The 15,716-nt window shown below is 63.8% G+C and carries 13 protein-coding genes; 9 read left to right on the top strand and 4 right to left on the bottom strand.

The features are described 5' to 3' along the window. Positions 1-8: 8 nt before the first annotated feature. Positions 9-470, top strand: a complete 462-nt coding sequence (locus tag AB5Y94_RS05085) for a tripartite tricarboxylate transporter TctB family protein (protein WP_005300329.1) — start codon at positions 9-11, stop codon at positions 468-470. A gap of 9 nt (positions 471-479) precedes the next feature. Next, positions 480-2,012, top strand: a complete 1,533-nt coding sequence (locus tag AB5Y94_RS05080) for a tripartite tricarboxylate transporter permease (RefSeq protein WP_017765438.1) — start codon at positions 480-482, stop codon at positions 2,010-2,012. A gap of 78 nt (positions 2,013-2,090) precedes the next feature. On the opposite strand, the gene AB5Y94_RS05075 is transcribed toward AB5Y94_RS05080, so the two are convergent. From AB5Y94_RS05075 to AB5Y94_RS05060, 4 genes are all read right to left on the bottom strand, one after another. Further along, positions 2,091-2,756, bottom strand: coding sequence for a response regulator (locus AB5Y94_RS05075; RefSeq protein WP_042049372.1), 666 nt, complete (start codon positions 2,754-2,756; stop codon positions 2,091-2,093). Beyond that, complete coding sequence (locus AB5Y94_RS05070) at positions 2,757-4,340, bottom strand: ATP-binding protein (protein WP_368205126.1); 1,584 nt, start codon at positions 4,338-4,340, stop codon at positions 2,757-2,759. Beyond that, positions 4,337-5,548, bottom strand: coding sequence for an ROK family transcriptional regulator (locus tag AB5Y94_RS05065; RefSeq protein WP_005300317.1), 1,212 nt, complete (start codon positions 5,546-5,548; stop codon positions 4,337-4,339). Before AB5Y94_RS05065 ends, AB5Y94_RS05070 begins: the two co-directional genes overlap by 4 nt. 130 nt (positions 5,549-5,678) lie before the next feature. Then, positions 5,679-7,346, bottom strand: coding sequence for a methyl-accepting chemotaxis protein (locus tag AB5Y94_RS05060; RefSeq protein WP_017785459.1), 1,668 nt, complete (start codon positions 7,344-7,346; stop codon positions 5,679-5,681). Between the two features lie 119 nt (positions 7,347-7,465). On the opposite strand from AB5Y94_RS05060, the gene AB5Y94_RS05055 reads away from it, so the two are divergent. The 7 genes from AB5Y94_RS05055 to nrfC all read left to right on the top strand — a co-directional run bounded on the left by AB5Y94_RS05055 (position 7,466) and on the right by nrfC (position 15,668). Continuing rightward, positions 7,466-7,933, top strand: coding sequence for a YchJ family protein (locus tag AB5Y94_RS05055; RefSeq protein WP_338153589.1), 468 nt, complete (start codon positions 7,466-7,468; stop codon positions 7,931-7,933). Positions 7,934-8,120: 187 nt separating this feature from the next. Then, positions 8,121-9,800: an anaerobic glycerol-3-phosphate dehydrogenase subunit A gene (glpA, locus tag AB5Y94_RS05050; protein ID WP_368205125.1), complete on the top strand. Its 1,680-nt coding sequence runs from the start codon at positions 8,121-8,123 to the stop codon at positions 9,798-9,800. Further along, positions 9,790-11,070: a glycerol-3-phosphate dehydrogenase subunit GlpB gene (gene glpB, locus AB5Y94_RS05045; protein WP_368205124.1), complete on the top strand. Its 1,281-nt coding sequence runs from the start codon at positions 9,790-9,792 to the stop codon at positions 11,068-11,070. Before glpA ends, glpB begins: the two co-directional genes overlap by 11 nt. A 51-nt stretch (positions 11,071-11,121) precedes the next feature. Then, a complete protein-coding gene (gene glpC, locus AB5Y94_RS05040) occupies positions 11,122-12,324 on the top strand; it encodes an anaerobic glycerol-3-phosphate dehydrogenase subunit GlpC (RefSeq protein WP_216972952.1) in 1,203 nt (400 codons plus the stop codon). A 582-nt stretch (positions 12,325-12,906) separates the two neighbouring features. Continuing rightward, positions 12,907-14,352, top strand: a complete 1,446-nt coding sequence (gene nrfA, locus AB5Y94_RS05035; RefSeq protein WP_368205123.1) for an ammonia-forming nitrite reductase cytochrome c552 subunit — start codon at positions 12,907-12,909, stop codon at positions 14,350-14,352. A gap of 51 nt (positions 14,353-14,403) precedes the next feature. Continuing rightward, positions 14,404-14,997 (top strand): cytochrome c nitrite reductase pentaheme subunit, encoded by a 594-nt coding sequence (nrfB, locus tag AB5Y94_RS05030; RefSeq protein WP_368205122.1) that lies wholly within the window; start codon positions 14,404-14,406, stop codon positions 14,995-14,997. Then, positions 14,994-15,668 (top strand): cytochrome c nitrite reductase Fe-S protein, encoded by a 675-nt coding sequence (nrfC, locus tag AB5Y94_RS05025; RefSeq protein ID WP_054545001.1) that lies wholly within the window; start codon positions 14,994-14,996, stop codon positions 15,666-15,668. The genes nrfB and nrfC overlap by 4 nt, the downstream gene beginning before the upstream one ends. Positions 15,669-15,716: the final 48 nt, after the last annotated feature.

Here is a 15,716-nt window from a genome sequence, read left to right as displayed (position 1 = left end):
GTCAAGAGATGAACATCACCAAGGAGCGACTGGGGGGCCTGCTGTTTCTGCTGCTCTCCCTCGCCTATGGCTATTACGCCACCGAGATACCGGGCTACCCCGGCGACGAATACGAACCCTTCACCGCCAGTACCCTGCCCTATGCCCTGGCCGGGATCGGGGCGCTGCTCTCCCTGCTGCTGGTGCTCTTTCCCGGGGGTGAGCCCCTGCGCCGGGAAGAGGGGGATTGGCGCCGGGTCTTTATCCTGCTCGGGCTCATGGTCATTTACGGACTGGGGCTCACCTGGTTTGGCTTCGTGCTCTCGACCATCGCCTTCCTGAGCGTGGGCATCCGGGTACTGGGTGAGCCCAGCCTGCGCTACGGCCTGATGATCAGCGTCCCCTTCTCCATCGGTTTCTGGGCCCTGCTCACCAAGGGGCTCAACGTCTATCTGGAGCCGGGTCGCCTGTTCACCCTGCTCGGTTTCTAAGGAGTCACCATGTTAGACGGAATCTTGCAAGGACTCGGCACCGCACTGCTGCCGGTCAACCTGATGATGGTGGTGCTTGGCTGCTTCATCGGCACCTTTATCGGCATGCTGCCGGGCCTTGGCCCCGTCACCGCCATCGCCCTGATGATCCCCATCACCTATGGCCTGGATCCCTCCTCCGGCATCATCCTGATGGCCGGCGTCTATTACGGCGCCATCTTCGGGGGCTCCACCTCCTCCATCCTGATCAACGCCCCCGGCTGCTCCGCCACCGTGGTCACCGCCTTCGACGGCTATCCACTGGCCTGCAAGGGACAGGCGGGCAAGGCGCTGGCCATCGCCGCCTACGCCTCCTTCACCGGCGGTACCCTCTCCGCCATCATGCTGATGGTGGCGGCGCCGCTGCTGGCCAAGGTCTCCCTCTCCTTCCAGTCGGCGGACTACTTCGCCCTCATGGTGCTGGGGCTCTCCGCCGTGGCGGCCTTTGCCGGCAAGGGGCAGGTGCTCAAGGCGCTGATCATGGCGCTGTTCGGCATCATGATCTCCACCATCGGCATCGACCGCAGCGTCGGGGTGGACAGGTTCACCTTCGGTCTGCCGGACCTGCGCGACGGCTTCTCCTTCCTGCTGCTGGCCATGGCCACCTTTGCTCTGGCGGAGATCCTGATGGCGGTGCTGCGCCCCGGCAAGGACAACAGCGAGGAAGAAGCCAGGCAGATGCAGCAGCTCGGCAGCCTCAAGCTGAGCAAGGAAGAGGTCAGGGAGATAGCGCCCCCCATCGCCCGCTCCTCGGTGCTGGGCTTTCTCATCGGCGTGCTGCCGGGGGCCGGCGCCACCATCGCCGCCTTCATGGCCTACGGCGCCGAGCGCAACATCGCCGGCAAGCAGCGCCAGGAGCAATTCGGCCAGGGCAGCCTGCGCGGTCTGGCCGCGCCGGAAGCGGCCAACAATGCCGCCTCCACCGGCTCCTTCGTGCCCCTGCTGACCCTGGGGATCCCGGGATCCGGCACCACGGCCCTCATCCTGGGCGCCCTGGTGGCCTACGGCATCCAGCCGGGCCCGCGCCTCTTCATGGAGCATCCGGACGTCTTCTGGTCGGTGATCATCTCCATGTACCTGGGCAACGTGGTGCTGTTGATCCTGAACCTCCCCCTCATCCCCTATCTGGCCAAGGTACTGGCGGTGCCGCGCCCCGTGCTGATCCCCATGGTGCTGCTGTTCTCCCTGACCGGGGTCTATCTGGTCTCCTTCAACACCATGGACATCCACGTGATGACCCTGGTGGCACTGATCGCCATCGGCCTGCGCCTGCTCACCTTCCCCATGGCCCCCATGCTGCTCGGCTTTATCCTGGGGGGCATGCTGGAGGACAACCTGCGCCGGGCCCTGGTGATCAACGACGGCTCCCTGAGCTTCCTGTGGGAGCGCCCCATCACCCTGGCCTTCACGGTGATCACCCTGACCATGCTGCTGTTGCCGCTGTGGCAGTGGTGGCAGGCGCGCCGCGCACCGGCCGCCACACTGCAATCCGAGCCAAGCTGAGTTGGCGGATCCCACACAGCAAAAGAGCGCCGACAGGCGCTCTTTTTATTGGCAAAAGTGGATGGGGAGTTACGCCAGTCAGGGCTGGCGATAACGCCGCTCCGGCCGGCCAACGGTGCCGTACTCCAGCTCCGGACTCGCCAGTTGCTGGCCCACCAGAAACTCCAGATAGCGGCGCGCCGTGGTGCGGCTCACCCCGACCCGGCCGCCGATCTCCTCGGCGCTGGCTCCTTGCTGGGTCAAGGCAGCCAGCACCCGCTGCAGGGTGAGGCCGTCGATCCCCTTGGGCAGGCCACCCGCCGCCACCTGCTGCAACGGCGTGCCAAACAGGGCGTCCACCGCCTGCTGATCGATGTCCGCCAGGGCCGCCAGGGCGGCGCGACTCTGGCAATATTTGTCGAGGGTGTCGCGCAGCCGCTCGAATACCACGGGCTTCAAAATGAAATCCACCACCCCGAGCCGCATCGCCTCCTGCAGGGCTGCGGCCTCCCGCGCCGCGGTGAGCAGGATGACGTCCAGACTGGCCCCGGCCTGGCGCAGCTCGCGCAACAGGGCAAACCCCTCGCCATCGGGCAGCCAGACATCCAGCAGCACCAGATCGGGCTTGAGGATGGCGATCTGCTCCCTGGCATCAAACAGGGTGAGCGCCACTCCCAATACTTCGAAACCTGCCAGCCGCTGCACGAAGCGGCGGTGGATCTCGGCGATAGCCGGATCGTCCTCGACGATCAGGATCTTGATCACTCACACCTCCTTGGGAATGTAACAGACAACGCAACTTCCCTGCGCCGTGGCTTCGATGGTGATCTGCCCCTGCAGGGCATCCAGGGTCTTGCGCACCAGAGAGAGGCCGATGCCGTGATCCGGCTCCGCCTTGCTGCTCACCCCCCGCTCAAACAGCCGATCTGCCAGCGCAGGATCGATGCCACCGGCCCCGTCTTCCACCTCCAGAATGAGATCCTGGCCGAGATCGCTCAGGGCCACCCGCACCGGCTGGTAGGGGGCGCCGTGGCGGCGGGTCGCCTCGAAGGCATTGTCGATGAGGTTGCCCAGTACCGTCACCAGCTGGGAGCCGCTGACGCGAAGGGGAATGTCGTGCAGGCGAGAATCCGGGTCCACCTCCAGCACCAGCCCCAGCTCGTGGGCCCTGTGGTACTTGCCGAGCAGCAGGCCGGCCACCTTGGGTTTGGCGATGGCGGTCATCAGGAAGTTGAGCAGGCTCTGCTCGGTGGCCGCCTCCCGCCCGATGAAGGCGAGCGCCTCGCCGGTGGCACCCAACTCGATGAGCCCGGCGATGGTGCCGAGCTGGTTGTGGTGCTCGTGGGTCTGCACCCGCAGCAGATCGCTGTAGGCCTGCACCTGGGAGAGCTGGGCACTGAGCTCGGCCAGCTCGTCCTTGCGCCGAAAGCTCGACACCGCGCCGATCAGCTTGCCCTCGCGCACCAGCGGCAACCGGTTGACGATGAGGGACTGGCCGTTGAGCACTATCTCCTCGTCAAACTGGGGGCGCGGATCCTGAATGAGGGAGAGCATGCGGCTCTCCGGCAGCAGCCGGGTAACCGGCTGGCCGATGGCGGCCCGGGCGGCGGCCTCGTCCAGACGCAGCAAGCGGATGCCATTGGGGTTGAGGGAGGTGAGCCGCCCCTGCTCGTCGATGGTGAGGATCCCCTCACGCACGGTGCGCAGGGTGCAGTCGAGTTCGGTGTAGAGACGCCCCATCTGCTCGGGCTCGAAGCCGAGCAGCGCCCGTTTGTAACGGCGTGCCAGCCAGGTGGCAGCCAGGCTGTTGAGCAGCACGATGAGCAAGGTCATGGCGAGACCGAAATGCAGAAAACCCTGCAGATCGGCCTCGATGTCCCGCACCAGATAACCGACCGAGACCACCCCGATGATCTGACCGAGCTCATCGCGGATGGGGCTCTTGCCACGCACCGAGACCCCGAGGGATCCTTGAGCACGGGAGATGTAGGACTCCCCCTGCAAGGCCCGTTGCGGGTCATCCCCCATCATGGGCTGGCCGATGCGATCCGCATTGGGGTGCACCAGTCGGCGCGCCTCCTTATCGCCGACGACGATGTAGCTCGCCCCCACCTCGGCGCGGATCCGCTCCACCAGCACGTTGAGGCGGGCGGTGTCGGCCCGTTTCACCCCGGCGATGACACCGGACTCTCGCGCCACCAGTCGCGCCACGTCGAGGGCCTGATCCCCTACTTCGCGGTAGCGCTGCTCGGACACATAGTAGTAACTGGCCCCGCTCAGCAGCACCAGCTGCAGCAGACTGACCAGACAGAGCATGAGCAGGATGCGTCCTTGCAACCCCAGCCTCATGCCTCCTTGTCGCCTCGCAACAAGTCGAGCAGCAGGCTGCCGTCGCGCAGGGCCTTGTGCACCTGCACCGAGGTGGGTTTGGTGGGATCTTCGTAGAAGTGGGTGGACTCGATCTGCAACCGTACCAGGTACTCGGCCGGCAGTTGGCTGGCCAGCGACTGGTGCAGCATGGGGAACAGCAGCCGATCGGCGCGGGTGATCTCCCCCCCCAGCAGCAACTTGCCCGGATTGAGCAAGCAGATGAGGTTGGAGAGCACCCGGGAGAGCCGCCCAGCCGCCTGATGGAGAATGTCCTGACAGAGGCTGTTGCCCGCCAGCGCCAGCTCGCACAGCTCGCGAATGGTGACGCTCTCGGGCAGATCGTGCTCCTGCATCCGCTCGCGCAGATCCCGATACTGGGCTTCGAGCGCCTGATTGGTCACCAGGGTGCAGGCACAGCCGAAGCCGCCGCAGTAGCAGCGCTGACCGTAGGGTTCGAGCTGCAGATGGCTGAGATCGCCGAGCAGCGCGTTCTCGCTCTCAATGAGCTGGCCGTTGACCACCATGCCGACCCCGATGTCGTTGTGTACGAACACCAGCACCGCATCGGCGCAGTTCTTGGCGGCTCCCCACTCACGCTCGGCCTGGATCCAGGTGCGCACGTCGCCGCTCACCAGCACCGGCACTGCGAAGGCCTCCTGCAGGGTCGGGCCGAGCGGCCAGTTGCGCAGATCGTAGAAGGGGAAGTGCTTGACCATGCCGGAGTGGCGCTCCACCTGCCCCGGCAAACAGAGGGCGATGCAGGCCAGACGCAGCGCTTTTTTAGGCAAGAAGCCCTCGATGGCCCTCACCAGGCTGGCCAGCAGGTCGGCGCGCTCCCCTTCGCTGAACACGTGACGATGGCGGGCGAGGGAGCGGCCTGCCAGGTCGAACAATGCCATGTCCACATAACCGCGACCCAGGCGCATGGAGAGAAACTGGAAGCGGCGCTCGTTGATGCGCAGCAGGGTCTGGCGGCGACCGCGCCCCACCGAGCTCTCGCCGCAGGTGACCACCAGACCGCCGTCGAGCAGCTCGCGGGTGATCTTGGTGATGCTGGCAGGCGAGAGACCAGTCAGGCGGGAGAGATCGGTACGGGACAGCTCCTTGTGCTCCTCCAGGCTGGCGTAGACCAGGCCATAGTTGAGCTGACGGATCAAATCGATACTGCCTTTCACGATCTCATTCATAGGGTAAGGGGCAACAGCTGACACAGAGGGCGACAATTTTCACACATTATTGATCAATCCCCAAATAAAGTGCGGCCTGAACCGGGGGCCAGGCCGCATCTTGTGAGGGATATCCCCTCTTGTCACCCCATCAGTAGCGGAACTGGGAGACCAGCTTGCGCAGCTTGTCACCGGTGCTGGCGAGATCGCGGGTGGTGCTGTTGGATTCGACCGCCGCGTCAGTCAGCTCGCTGACGATCTGCTGAATGGCCACCAGGTTCTTGTTGATCTCCTCGGAGACAGCATGCTGCTCCTCGGCGGCGGTGGCGATCTGGATGTTCATGTCGTTGATGGTGCTGACCGCCATCACCATGCTGTCGAGGGAGGTGGCGATGTGGCTCGCCTCCTGTACCGTCTCCTGGCTGCGATCCTCGCTGGCCTGCATCACGTCAACCGCCTGTTTCACCCCGCCCTGCAGACGCTGCAGCATCTCGTTGATCTCCTTGGTGCTCTGCTGAGTGCGGCCGGCCAGCGAACGGACTTCATCCGCTACCACTGCAAAGCCGCGCCCCTGCTCGCCGGCCCGGGCCGCCTCGATGGCGGCGTTGAGCGCCAGCAGGTTGGTCTGCTCGGCAATGCCGCGAATGACCTCCACCACGGATCCTATCTTGGCGGTCTCCTGCGCCAGCTGCTCGATGACGCCGGAGGCGGTGTGCACCTCGCCCACCAGCCGGTTGATGCTGTTGATGGCGGTGCCCACCACGCCGCGGGCGGCATCGGATTCGCGCGCTGCATCGCTGGTAGCGGTGGCGGCGTTGGAGGCGCTGGCCGCCACTTCCTGGGCGGTGGAGCTCATCTCGGTCACCGCGGTGACCACCTGATCCGTCTCCCGGCTGTGGCCGTGCATCTGATGGTCATAGTGCTCGCTCAGGTGGTGCAGCTTCTCCACCGCGCTGAACAGGTGGTTGCTGGTCTCCCCCACCTGGCTCACCACCGACTGGATCCGTGCCACGAAACGGTTGAAGGCGGTGGCCAGCTGACCGATCTCGTCATGGCTCTGCACCTTGAGGCGCTGGGTCAGATCCCCCTCCCCGTCAGCGATGTCGTTGAGGGCCGATACCGCGTCCGCCAGCGGCCGGGTGACCCGGTTGCCGATCACCACGGTGGCGGCCAGGGTCACCCCCAGAATGACCAGGATGAGCAGCACGCTGCTCTGCAGCGAGTCACGCATGTTGCTCTCGCGTACGGTGCGCAGCGCCGCCAGCTCGTTGTCGATGTCGTCGATATAAAAACCGGTGCCGATGATCCACTGGTACTTGTCGAGTACCAGGTTGAAGGAGAGTTTGGGGGCGTCCCGACCGATGGAGGGCTTGGCTGTCCAGTATTCGGAGAAACCATCCCCCTGGCGCGCCGCCTTGACGATCTCCTGGATCAGCAGCTTGCCCTTGGCATCCTTGTCCTGCCAGCGGTTCTTGCCCTCCATCTCGGGACGGGGCGGCAAGAGTATCGCCGTGCCCTGAAAGTCGTAGACGAAGAAGTAGCCGTCGCTGCTGTAGCGCAGTGGACGCAGCATCTCGATCACCTGCTTGCGCACCGCCGGAGTGTCCGGCTGGCTGTAGACGGCATCGATGGCCGTCTTGGCCAGCATCAGATAGCTGCTGAGCAGTTCTTTGCGATCCTTGATCGCATTCTCCCGCGCCACCACCAGATCGGCTTCCAGATCACTCTTTGCAATCATGTAGTTGCTGAGATTGACCACCAGGGCCATCAGGAGCACGGGGACGGCTCCCAACAACAGGATTTTCTGCTTTAGCGTCATCTTTTACATCCTTGCAGCTGTTTTTATGAGTGTTCCGTTCCTACCAGACCAGTATAGGATGCTGGTCGACGGGGACCCGCTTTCGCTACAATCCCCGCCCTCTATCTCTATCGACTCAGATGGCCAGTCACATGAACAAATGCCCTTGCGGTTCAACTCTTTCTCTCGATTTGTGCTGTGGATCACTGCATCGGGGCGCCGCCCCCCAAACCCCGGAGCAGCTGATGCGCTCGCGCTACAGCGCCTTCGTGCTGGGACTGGGGGAGTATCTGGTACACAGCTGGCACCCTGACTATCTGAACGGGCTGACCGCGGAGCAGCTCTCCCGGACCGACACCCAATGGGACGGGCTCGAGATCATCACCAGCCAGGGCGGCCCCGCTGACACCCTTGGCATGGTGGAGTTCAAGGCCTGGTTCATGGAGGGTGAAGAACGCCACTGCCTCCATGAGCGATCCCGTTTCGTGCGCCATCAGGGGCGCTGGGTCTATACCGATGGCGAACAGGATCCGGCACCGCTGCGGGTGGGGCGCAACGACCCCTGTCCCTGTGGCAGCGGCAAGAAGTTCAAGAAGTGCTGCGGCTGAGCGCCGTGTCGACAGAGGGGGCCCCGGTGGCCCCCTCTGCTGTTATGAGAGTGTGACAACAATCACGATTTGCTCATTAACACCCCTTTCAATGAGCGTTTGCGAACATTAACTTGGCCCATATCAAACATTTCTGCCCAGAGACAGGCCACACTGGCACCATCTGGAAGAGATGAGACGGGCAAGAATGAAAAGAATAACCACACAAGTCGTCATCATAGGGGGTGGCGCCACCGGAGCCGGCATCATGCGCGATTGCGCACTGCGCGGCATCGACTGCATCCTGCTTGAGCGGGACGACATCGCCGCCGGCACCACCGGCCGCAACCATGGCCTGCTTCACTCCGGCGCCCGCTACGCGGTGACGGATCAGGAGTCCGCCCGCGAGTGCATTCAGGAAAACCGCATCCTCAAGCGGATCGCCAGCCACTGCGTCGAGGACACCGGCGGCCTCTTCATTACCCTGCCGGAAGATGACATCCATTTTCAAAATACCTTCATGGACGCTTGCGCCCTGGCAGGCATCGACGCCCGCCAGCTGGATCCCGCCGATGCGCTGCGCCTCGAACCCAACGTCAACCCGGCGCTGATCGGTGCCATCCAGGTGCCGGACGGCACGGTGGACCCCTTCCGCCTGGCCGCCGCCAACGTGCTGGATGCCAAGGAGCACGGCGCCCGCATCTTCACCCACAGCAAGGTGCTTGGGCTCTTGCGCACCCAAGACAGAGTGCACGGGGTCAAGGCCATCAACACCCGCACCGGTGAAGCGTTCGAGGTGGAGTGCCAGGAGGTGATCAACGCCGCCGGTATCTGGGGCCAGCAGATCTGCGAGTACGCCGATCTCGGCATCCGCATGTTCCCGGCCAAGGGCTCCCTGCTCATCATGGATTACCGTATCAACCAGCTGGTGCTCAACCGCTGCCGCAAACCGGCAGATGCGGACATCCTGGTGCCGGGCGATACCATCTCCCTCATCGGCACCACCTCGAGCCGCATCGATTACCACAAGATTGACCAGCTCACCGTCGAGCCCGAAGAGGTGGAGGTGCTGCTGCGCGAAGGGATAAAACTGGCCCCCATCATGGCCCGCACCCGTCTGCTGCGCGCCTATGCCGGGGTGCGCCCGCTGGTGGCGGTGGATGGCGACGAGTCGGGCCGCAACATCAGCCGTGGCATAGTGCTGCTGGATCACGCCGAGCGGGACGGCCTGCAGGGATTCAACACCATCACCGGCGGCAAGCTGATGACCTACCGGCTGATGGCCGAATGGGCCACCGATCTGCTGGCCAAGAAGCTTGGCAACAGCAAACCTTGCCGCACCGCCGAACTGAGCCTGCCCGGCTCGCGGGATCCGGAGAAGGTCTCCGCCCCCGGTCTCTCGGTGCCGGCCGAAGGCTCGGCCCAGTACCGTCACGGCGAGCGGGTCATCGCCTTTTTCCGCGACAATCCCAAGGCCAACGCCCTCATCTGCGAGTGCGAGATGGTGACCGCGGGTGAAATCGAATACGCCCTGCGCGAGCTCGACGTGGACAACCTGGTGGATCTGCGCCGCCGCACTCGTCTGGGCATGGGCCCCTGTCAGGGGGAGCTGTGCGCCTATCGCGCCGCCGGCCTGATGCAGGAGTACGGCAAGGCCGACGGCCGCCAGGCCTGCGTCATGCTGCGCCAGTTCCTGGAGGAGCGCTACAAGGGCACCCGCCCCGTGCTGTGGGGCGATGCCCTGCGCGAAGCCGAATTTACCTACTGGATCTACGAGGGGCTGTTCGGCCTTGGCGAGTGGACGGCCCCCCACCTGGTGGCCGAGCCGTCCCTCCCGCAGGACGCCAGCACCGCCAATCCCACCAAGGAGCGCAGCCATGAAATTTGACAGCATCGTTATCGGCGGCGGCATGGCGGGCCTCTCCGCGGCCCTGCGCCTAGCCGAGGCCGGCCAGAAGACCCTGCTGATGGCCTCCGGCCAGAGCGCCCTGCACTTCTCCTCCGGCTCGGTGGATCTACTGGAGAGCGAGGGAGATCCCCGCGCCGCCCTGCCCGCCTTTATGGCCGCCAACCCCGAGCACCCCTACAGCAAGGTAGGGCTGACCCATATCGCGGCCAGCCTCGATGATCTGCAACGTCACTGTGCCGCCCAGGGCTTGCCGCTGTTTCGCCAGGAGTGCAACCACCAGCGGCTGACCCCCATCGGCACCCTCAAAGCCACCTGGCTCTCCCCCGACACCTGCGCCTGCGTGACCGATGCACCGGCCCCCGACGCCATCCTGCTGGCCACCCTGGAGGGATTTCGCGACTTTCACCCCGAGCTCGCGGCGGCGAATCTTGCGACCCACGCGCGCTTCGCCCACTGCCGCATCCTGACCGGGGAAATTCGGCTGCCCCAGCTGGCCGAGTTCAGCCGCAATCCCCACGAGTTTCGCTCCGCCGACATCGCCCGCCTGTTTGACAAGCAGGGCAATGGCCAGCATGACCTGCTGACGGATCTGGCCCGCGAGATCAGCCGCATGGTGCAAGAGAGCGGCGAGCCGCGATGCCGCCACCTGGTGCTGCCCGCCTGCCTGTCACTGGGGCTGGTCGGCCCGCGCCTGACGGAGCTGGAGCAGCGCACCGGCTGCATCATCAAGGAGGTGGCCACCATGCCGCCGTCACTCATCGGCATGCGGATGCAGGAAGCCCTCAAGCGCCGCTTCATGGCCCTTGGCGGCACCTTCCTCACCAGCGAGCGGGTGCTGGGCGCCCGCTACGACGGCGATCGGGTCATCGGCGTGCACAGCCAGAATGGCGACGATCAACTCTTTGAAGCGGATAACTTTGTACTCGCCTCCGGCAGCTTCTTCAGCCGCGGGCTGGAGTCGCGCCTGCGCGGTATTCGCGAGCCCATCTTCAACGCCGATGTGCTGAGCCTGCCGGAGCGCGACGCCTGGGCCGGCCGCCGCCTGTTTGACCACCACCCCTTCATGGGCTTCGGGGTCAAGACCGACGACAAGCTCAGGGTGCTGCGTGGCGGCAAGCCACTCACCAACCTCTACGGCGCCGGTAGCGTGCTGGCGCACTATGACCCCATAAAAGAAGGGTCAGGCTCAGGTGTCGCGGTTGCCACCGGCTGGCAGGCTGCCGGTCATATTTTGAGTTCAGCCCAATGATGATTTCGACCCATATCCCGTGCCTTCACACCCAACGGGAGGAGAACTGACATGCTACTGGATCATGCCAACCAAACCTTCGATCAGTGCATCAAATGCACCGTCTGTACCGCCTACTGCCCGGTGGCCAAGGCCAACCCGGCCTACCCAGGCCCCAAGCAGGCAGGCCCGGATGGGGAGCGGCTGCGCATCAAGAGCCCGGAGCTCTTTGACAGCGCCCTCAAGTACTGCACCAACTGCAAGCGCTGCGAGGTGGCCTGCCCGAGCGGAGTGCGCATCGGCGACATCATCGCCAAGGCCAAGCACCAGTACAGCGGCTTCAAGCCGGGGATCCGCGAGTTCGTGCTCTCCCACACCGACCTGATGGGCAGCATGTCCACCCTGATGGCCCCGGTGGTCAACTTCACCACCGGCCTCAAGCCGATGAAACTGGTGCTGGACAAGGCGCTGGGGGTCTCCTCCCACCGCGACCTGCCCAAATACTCCCAGGGCACCTTCCGCGGCTGGTACAAAAAGCAGAAAGCGACTCAGGCCCGCTTTGCGCGTCAAATCGCCTACTTCCACGGCTGCTACGTCAACTACAACCACCCGCAGCTCGGCAAGGAGCTGGTGCAGGTGCTCAACGCCATGAACATCGGCGTCCAGTTGCTGGAGCGGGAGAAGTGCTGCGGCGTGCCGTTGATTGCCAACGGCTTCATGGACAAGGCCAAGCAGCAGGCGGCTTTCAACATCCAGCAGCTGGAGAACACCCTGCTCGGCAACGAGATGCCGCTACTGGCCACCTCCTCCACCTGCGGCTTCACCCTGCGCGACGAATATCCCCACCTGCTGGAGCAGGACAACCACAAGGTGCGCGATCGCATCTCGCTGGTGACCCGCTTCCTGTGGAACGAGTTCTACCAGGGCAACAAGCCGGCGATGAAGCCGCTCAATCTGCACATCGCCTACCACACCCCCTGCCACATGGAGAAGATGGGGGGCGTCATCTATACCCTGGAGCTGCTGCGCGCCATCCCCGGCGTCAAGGTGACCGTGCTGGACTCCCAGTGCTGCGGCATCGCCGGCACCTACGGCTTCAAGTCGGAGAACTACCAGACCAGTCAGGCCATCGGCGAGGGGCTGTTTGATCAGATAAACCGGCTCAAGCCCGACCTGGTCATCACCGACTGCGAAACCTGCAAATGGCAGATCGAGATGAGCACGGCGTTCCGCTGCGAACACCCCATCCACCTGCTGGCCCAGGCTCTGGCTTGATCCCCTTGCAACGCTCGGCAAAGAGGCCGACAAGCAAACACCAGATAGAAAAAGAGCCGGCAAGCGCCGGCTCTTTTTACTGGATCATCGTTCGAATAAGCCATGGTATCCATGGACAGTCCTCTGATTGAATCCGGTAATCAGGGGAGCATCATGACTCCCTCCCCTGAATTCAATAATGCATATATATTCATTATAAATTTTCTATCCCTAAATGAATAAAGCTCGCGCCATTTGACGCACATTTCCTTGCCGGACATGGGCTGGCGGGCAACTGTGCCCACTGTCGCCAGGTAGCGGCGTTAACAATGGTGCAATAAGTTGAGTTTCCTCATAATTTAACCGGGATCTCATTTCCGCTTGTTGCCGGCTCCGCCAATTGATCTAGCGCAATCCCGCTCCCGATAAATCATCATTCGTTTTACCCATTTGGTAATATCCAGCTCGAGCAATCGCATAAATACATGGGTTTTATTCACTAATAACAATTAATCGGCCTGCCTGCTCCTGCCTTGCGCGGGGGCTGATGCCCAGCTCCAGGATGGAACGGTCAGGCTTGGCAATGAGATCGATTTGGGAGTGATGATCGTGAGTTCACACAACAGACAGACCAGACTGGGCCTCACCGCCCTGCTGCTTACCACCTGCCTTGGCACCAGCGGCTGGGCACAGGCAGCCGATGAGGCGCAAATCAAGGGCAAGGTAGAGGCGCGCAGCGAGCTGTTCGCCAAGGATCACGCCGATCAGTTCAGCAGCTGGAAGGCGACCGGCGAGAGCCGCGAGCGCACCGATGCCCTGGCCGAGGACCCCAACATGGTGGTGCTCTGGGCCGGCTACGCCTTCGCCAAGGATTACAACAAGCCGCGCGGTCACTTCTATGCGCTGACCGACGTGCGGGAAACCCTGCGCACCGGCGCCCCCAAGAGCGCCGAAGACGGTCCGCTGCCCATGGCCTGCTGGAGTTGCAAAGGCCCGGACGTGGCCCGCGTCATCGACGAGAAGGGTGAGGATGGCTACTTCAAGGGGATGTGGGCAAAAGGCGGACCCGAGATCGTCAACACCATCGGCTGCGCCGACTGCCACGACACCGCCTCGAAAGAGTTCAAGGAGGGCAAACCCGCCCTGCACCTCTCCCGTCCCTATGCCGACCGGGCCATGACCGCCATCGGCAAGCCGTTCAAGGAGCAGGGGCGCTTCGATCAGCAGTCCCAGGTGTGTGGCCAGTGCCACGTGGAGTACTACTTCACCGGCCCCACCAAGGCGGTGAAATTCCCCTGGGACAAGGGCACCACGGTGGAGCAGATGGAGCAGTATTACGACGAGATAGGCTTCGCCGACTGGACCCACGCCCTCTCCAAGACCCCCATGCTCAAAGCCCAGCACCCCGAGTACGAGACCTGGCGCGCCGGCATTCACGGCCAGAACAACGTCGCCTGCGTCGACTGCCACATGCCCAAGGTGCAGAACGAACAGGGCAAGGTCTACACGGATCACAAGGTGGGCAACCCCTTCGATCGCTTCGACCAGACCTGCCGCAACTGCCACACCCAGAGCAAGGAGATGCTGCAAGGGGTGGTCAAGCAGCGCAAGGATGCCATTCACGATCTCAAGCTCAGAGTCGAGAAGCAGCTGGTGCACGCCCACTTTGAAGCCAAGGCCGCCTGGGATGCCGGCGCCACCGAGGCCGAGATGAAGGACATTCTGCAGGACATCCGTCACGCCCAGTGGCGCTGGGACTTCTCCATCGCCTCCCACGGGGTGCAGATGCACGCCCCGGAAGTGGCGCTGCGCATGCTGGGGACCGCCCTGGACAAGGCCGCCGATGCCCGCACCAAGCTGGCTCGCCTGCTGGCCGCCAAGGGGATCAGCCAGGAGATCGCCATTCCTGACATCTCCAGCAAGGAGAAGGCCCAGGCCGCGCTTGGCATGGACATGCAGCAGATGAACAGCGACAAGGCCCAGTTCCTCAAGACCACAGTCCCCGCCTGGGATGCCGAGGCCAAAGCGGCCGGACGGCTCGCACAATGACGAGGCAGGCGGGCCCGCAGTGTCGGGCCCGCCGCCGGATGGAGGCTTCCTATGGGTGATTTAACGATGGATTTCTTACGACTGATGCTGATGGCAGCCATGCTGCTGACCAGCCTGCAGGGCCAGGCCGCCGATGCGGCAGCCGCCCCGGCACCGACTACACATGAAGTGGAATTTCTGCGCAGTGCCGACAAGGCCTGTACCGACTGCCACAAGGAGCAGGAGTACGGCATGCACGGCAAGCATGGCCAGGCGACCAACCCCAACAACCTAGCGCCGGTCACCTGCACCAACTGCCATGGTCAACCCTCCCCCCAGCACCGGGAAGGGGTCAAGGACGTGATGCGCTTTAGCGACAGCTTCAACAACAAACAGAGCACCGAGAGCTACCCCATCGTCGAGCAGAACGGGGTCTGCATGAGCTGTCACGAGCCCAAAGTGCTGCGCGAGGCGCTCTGGGCCCACGACGTGCACGCCACCAAGCTCACCTGCACCAGCTGCCACCAGCTGCACCCGGCCAAGGAGCCCATGGTGGCAATTCCGGAGAAGTCCCGCATCAAGCTCTGCGTCGACTGCCACAGCAAGCAGCATGAGGCCGTCAAGGCGGCCAAGGCGAACACCACCTCGGGCAAGGAGGCACAATGAGCTGTTCTCGCCGTCAATTCATGGCGGGGATGAGCGCGGGGGCCCTCATCATGATGACGGGGGCTGCTCGTGCCACCACCCTCGCCCACAGCCAGACCATCGACGGGGTCCGCTTTGGCATGATCCACGACGAGACGGCCTGCATCGGCTGTACCGCCTGCATGGATGCCTGCCGGGAGGTGAATCAGGTGCCAGAGGGGGTCTCGCGCCTCGAGATCATCCGCTCCGGCCCCATCGGTGAATTTCCCGATGCCGAGTACCACTTCTTTCGCAAGTCCTGCCAGCACTGCGACAACGCCCCCTGCGTGCACGTCTGCCCGACCGGTGCCTCCCATATCCGCAAGGAGGATGGCATCGTCGACGTCAACCCGGATCTCTGCGTCGGCTGCATGTACTGTCTGGCCGCCTGCCCCTATCAGGTGCGCTTTATCAACCCTGTGACCAAGGTTGCCGACAAGTGCGACTTTTGCCGCAAGACCAACCTGGCGGCGGGCAAGGAGCCGGCCTGCGTGGAGTCCTGCCCCACCAAGGCGCTGGTGTTCGGCAATCTGGATGACCCGGACAGTCCCATCGCCAAACGGCTGGTTAAGGAGACCACCTATCGCTACAAGCAGGCACTCGGCACCTCGCCCAAGATGTACCGCGTGCCCAAAGGGGAGATAAAGTCATGACCATGCAAGCGGCGTTTCACTTCCCCTCGCTGGTGTGGGGATTTGCCC

This window comes from Aeromonas sp. s5 (assembly GCF_040907865.1).
Classification (GTDB): Bacteria; Pseudomonadota; Gammaproteobacteria; order Enterobacterales; family Aeromonadaceae; genus Aeromonas; species Aeromonas dhakensis.
Note: the sequence above shows the minus strand (reverse complement) of the source record. Positions and strands in the feature narration are given on the sequence as shown.

Excerpts from the sequence above, each read along its gene's own strand:
- nrfA (WP_368205123.1), top strand. The coding sequence starts at position 12,907 with ATGATCGTGAGTTCACACAACAGACAGACCAGACTGGGCCTCACCGCC.
- AB5Y94_RS05070 (WP_368205126.1), bottom strand. The coding sequence starts at position 4,340 with ATGAGGCTGGGGTTGCAAGGACGCATCCTGCTCATGCTCTGTCTGGTC.
- AB5Y94_RS05060 (WP_017785459.1), bottom strand. The coding sequence starts at position 7,346 with ATGACGCTAAAGCAGAAAATCCTGTTGTTGGGAGCCGTCCCCGTGCTC.
- glpB (WP_368205124.1), top strand. The coding sequence starts at position 9,790 with ATGAAATTTGACAGCATCGTTATCGGCGGCGGCATGGCGGGCCTCTCC.
- nrfC (WP_054545001.1), top strand. The coding sequence starts at position 14,994 with ATGAGCTGTTCTCGCCGTCAATTCATGGCGGGGATGAGCGCGGGGGCC.
- AB5Y94_RS05065 (WP_005300317.1), bottom strand. The coding sequence starts at position 5,548 with ATGAATGAGATCGTGAAAGGCAGTATCGATTTGATCCGTCAGCTCAAC.
- AB5Y94_RS05055 (WP_338153589.1), top strand. The coding sequence starts at position 7,466 with ATGGCCAGTCACATGAACAAATGCCCTTGCGGTTCAACTCTTTCTCTC.
- nrfB (WP_368205122.1), top strand. The coding sequence starts at position 14,404 with ATGGGTGATTTAACGATGGATTTCTTACGACTGATGCTGATGGCAGCC.
- AB5Y94_RS05080 (WP_017765438.1), top strand. The coding sequence starts at position 480 with ATGTTAGACGGAATCTTGCAAGGACTCGGCACCGCACTGCTGCCGGTC.
- glpC (WP_216972952.1), top strand. The coding sequence starts at position 11,122 with ATGCTACTGGATCATGCCAACCAAACCTTCGATCAGTGCATCAAATGC.
- glpA (WP_368205125.1), top strand. The coding sequence starts at position 8,121 with ATGAAAAGAATAACCACACAAGTCGTCATCATAGGGGGTGGCGCCACC.
- AB5Y94_RS05085 (WP_005300329.1), top strand. The coding sequence starts at position 9 with ATGAACATCACCAAGGAGCGACTGGGGGGCCTGCTGTTTCTGCTGCTC.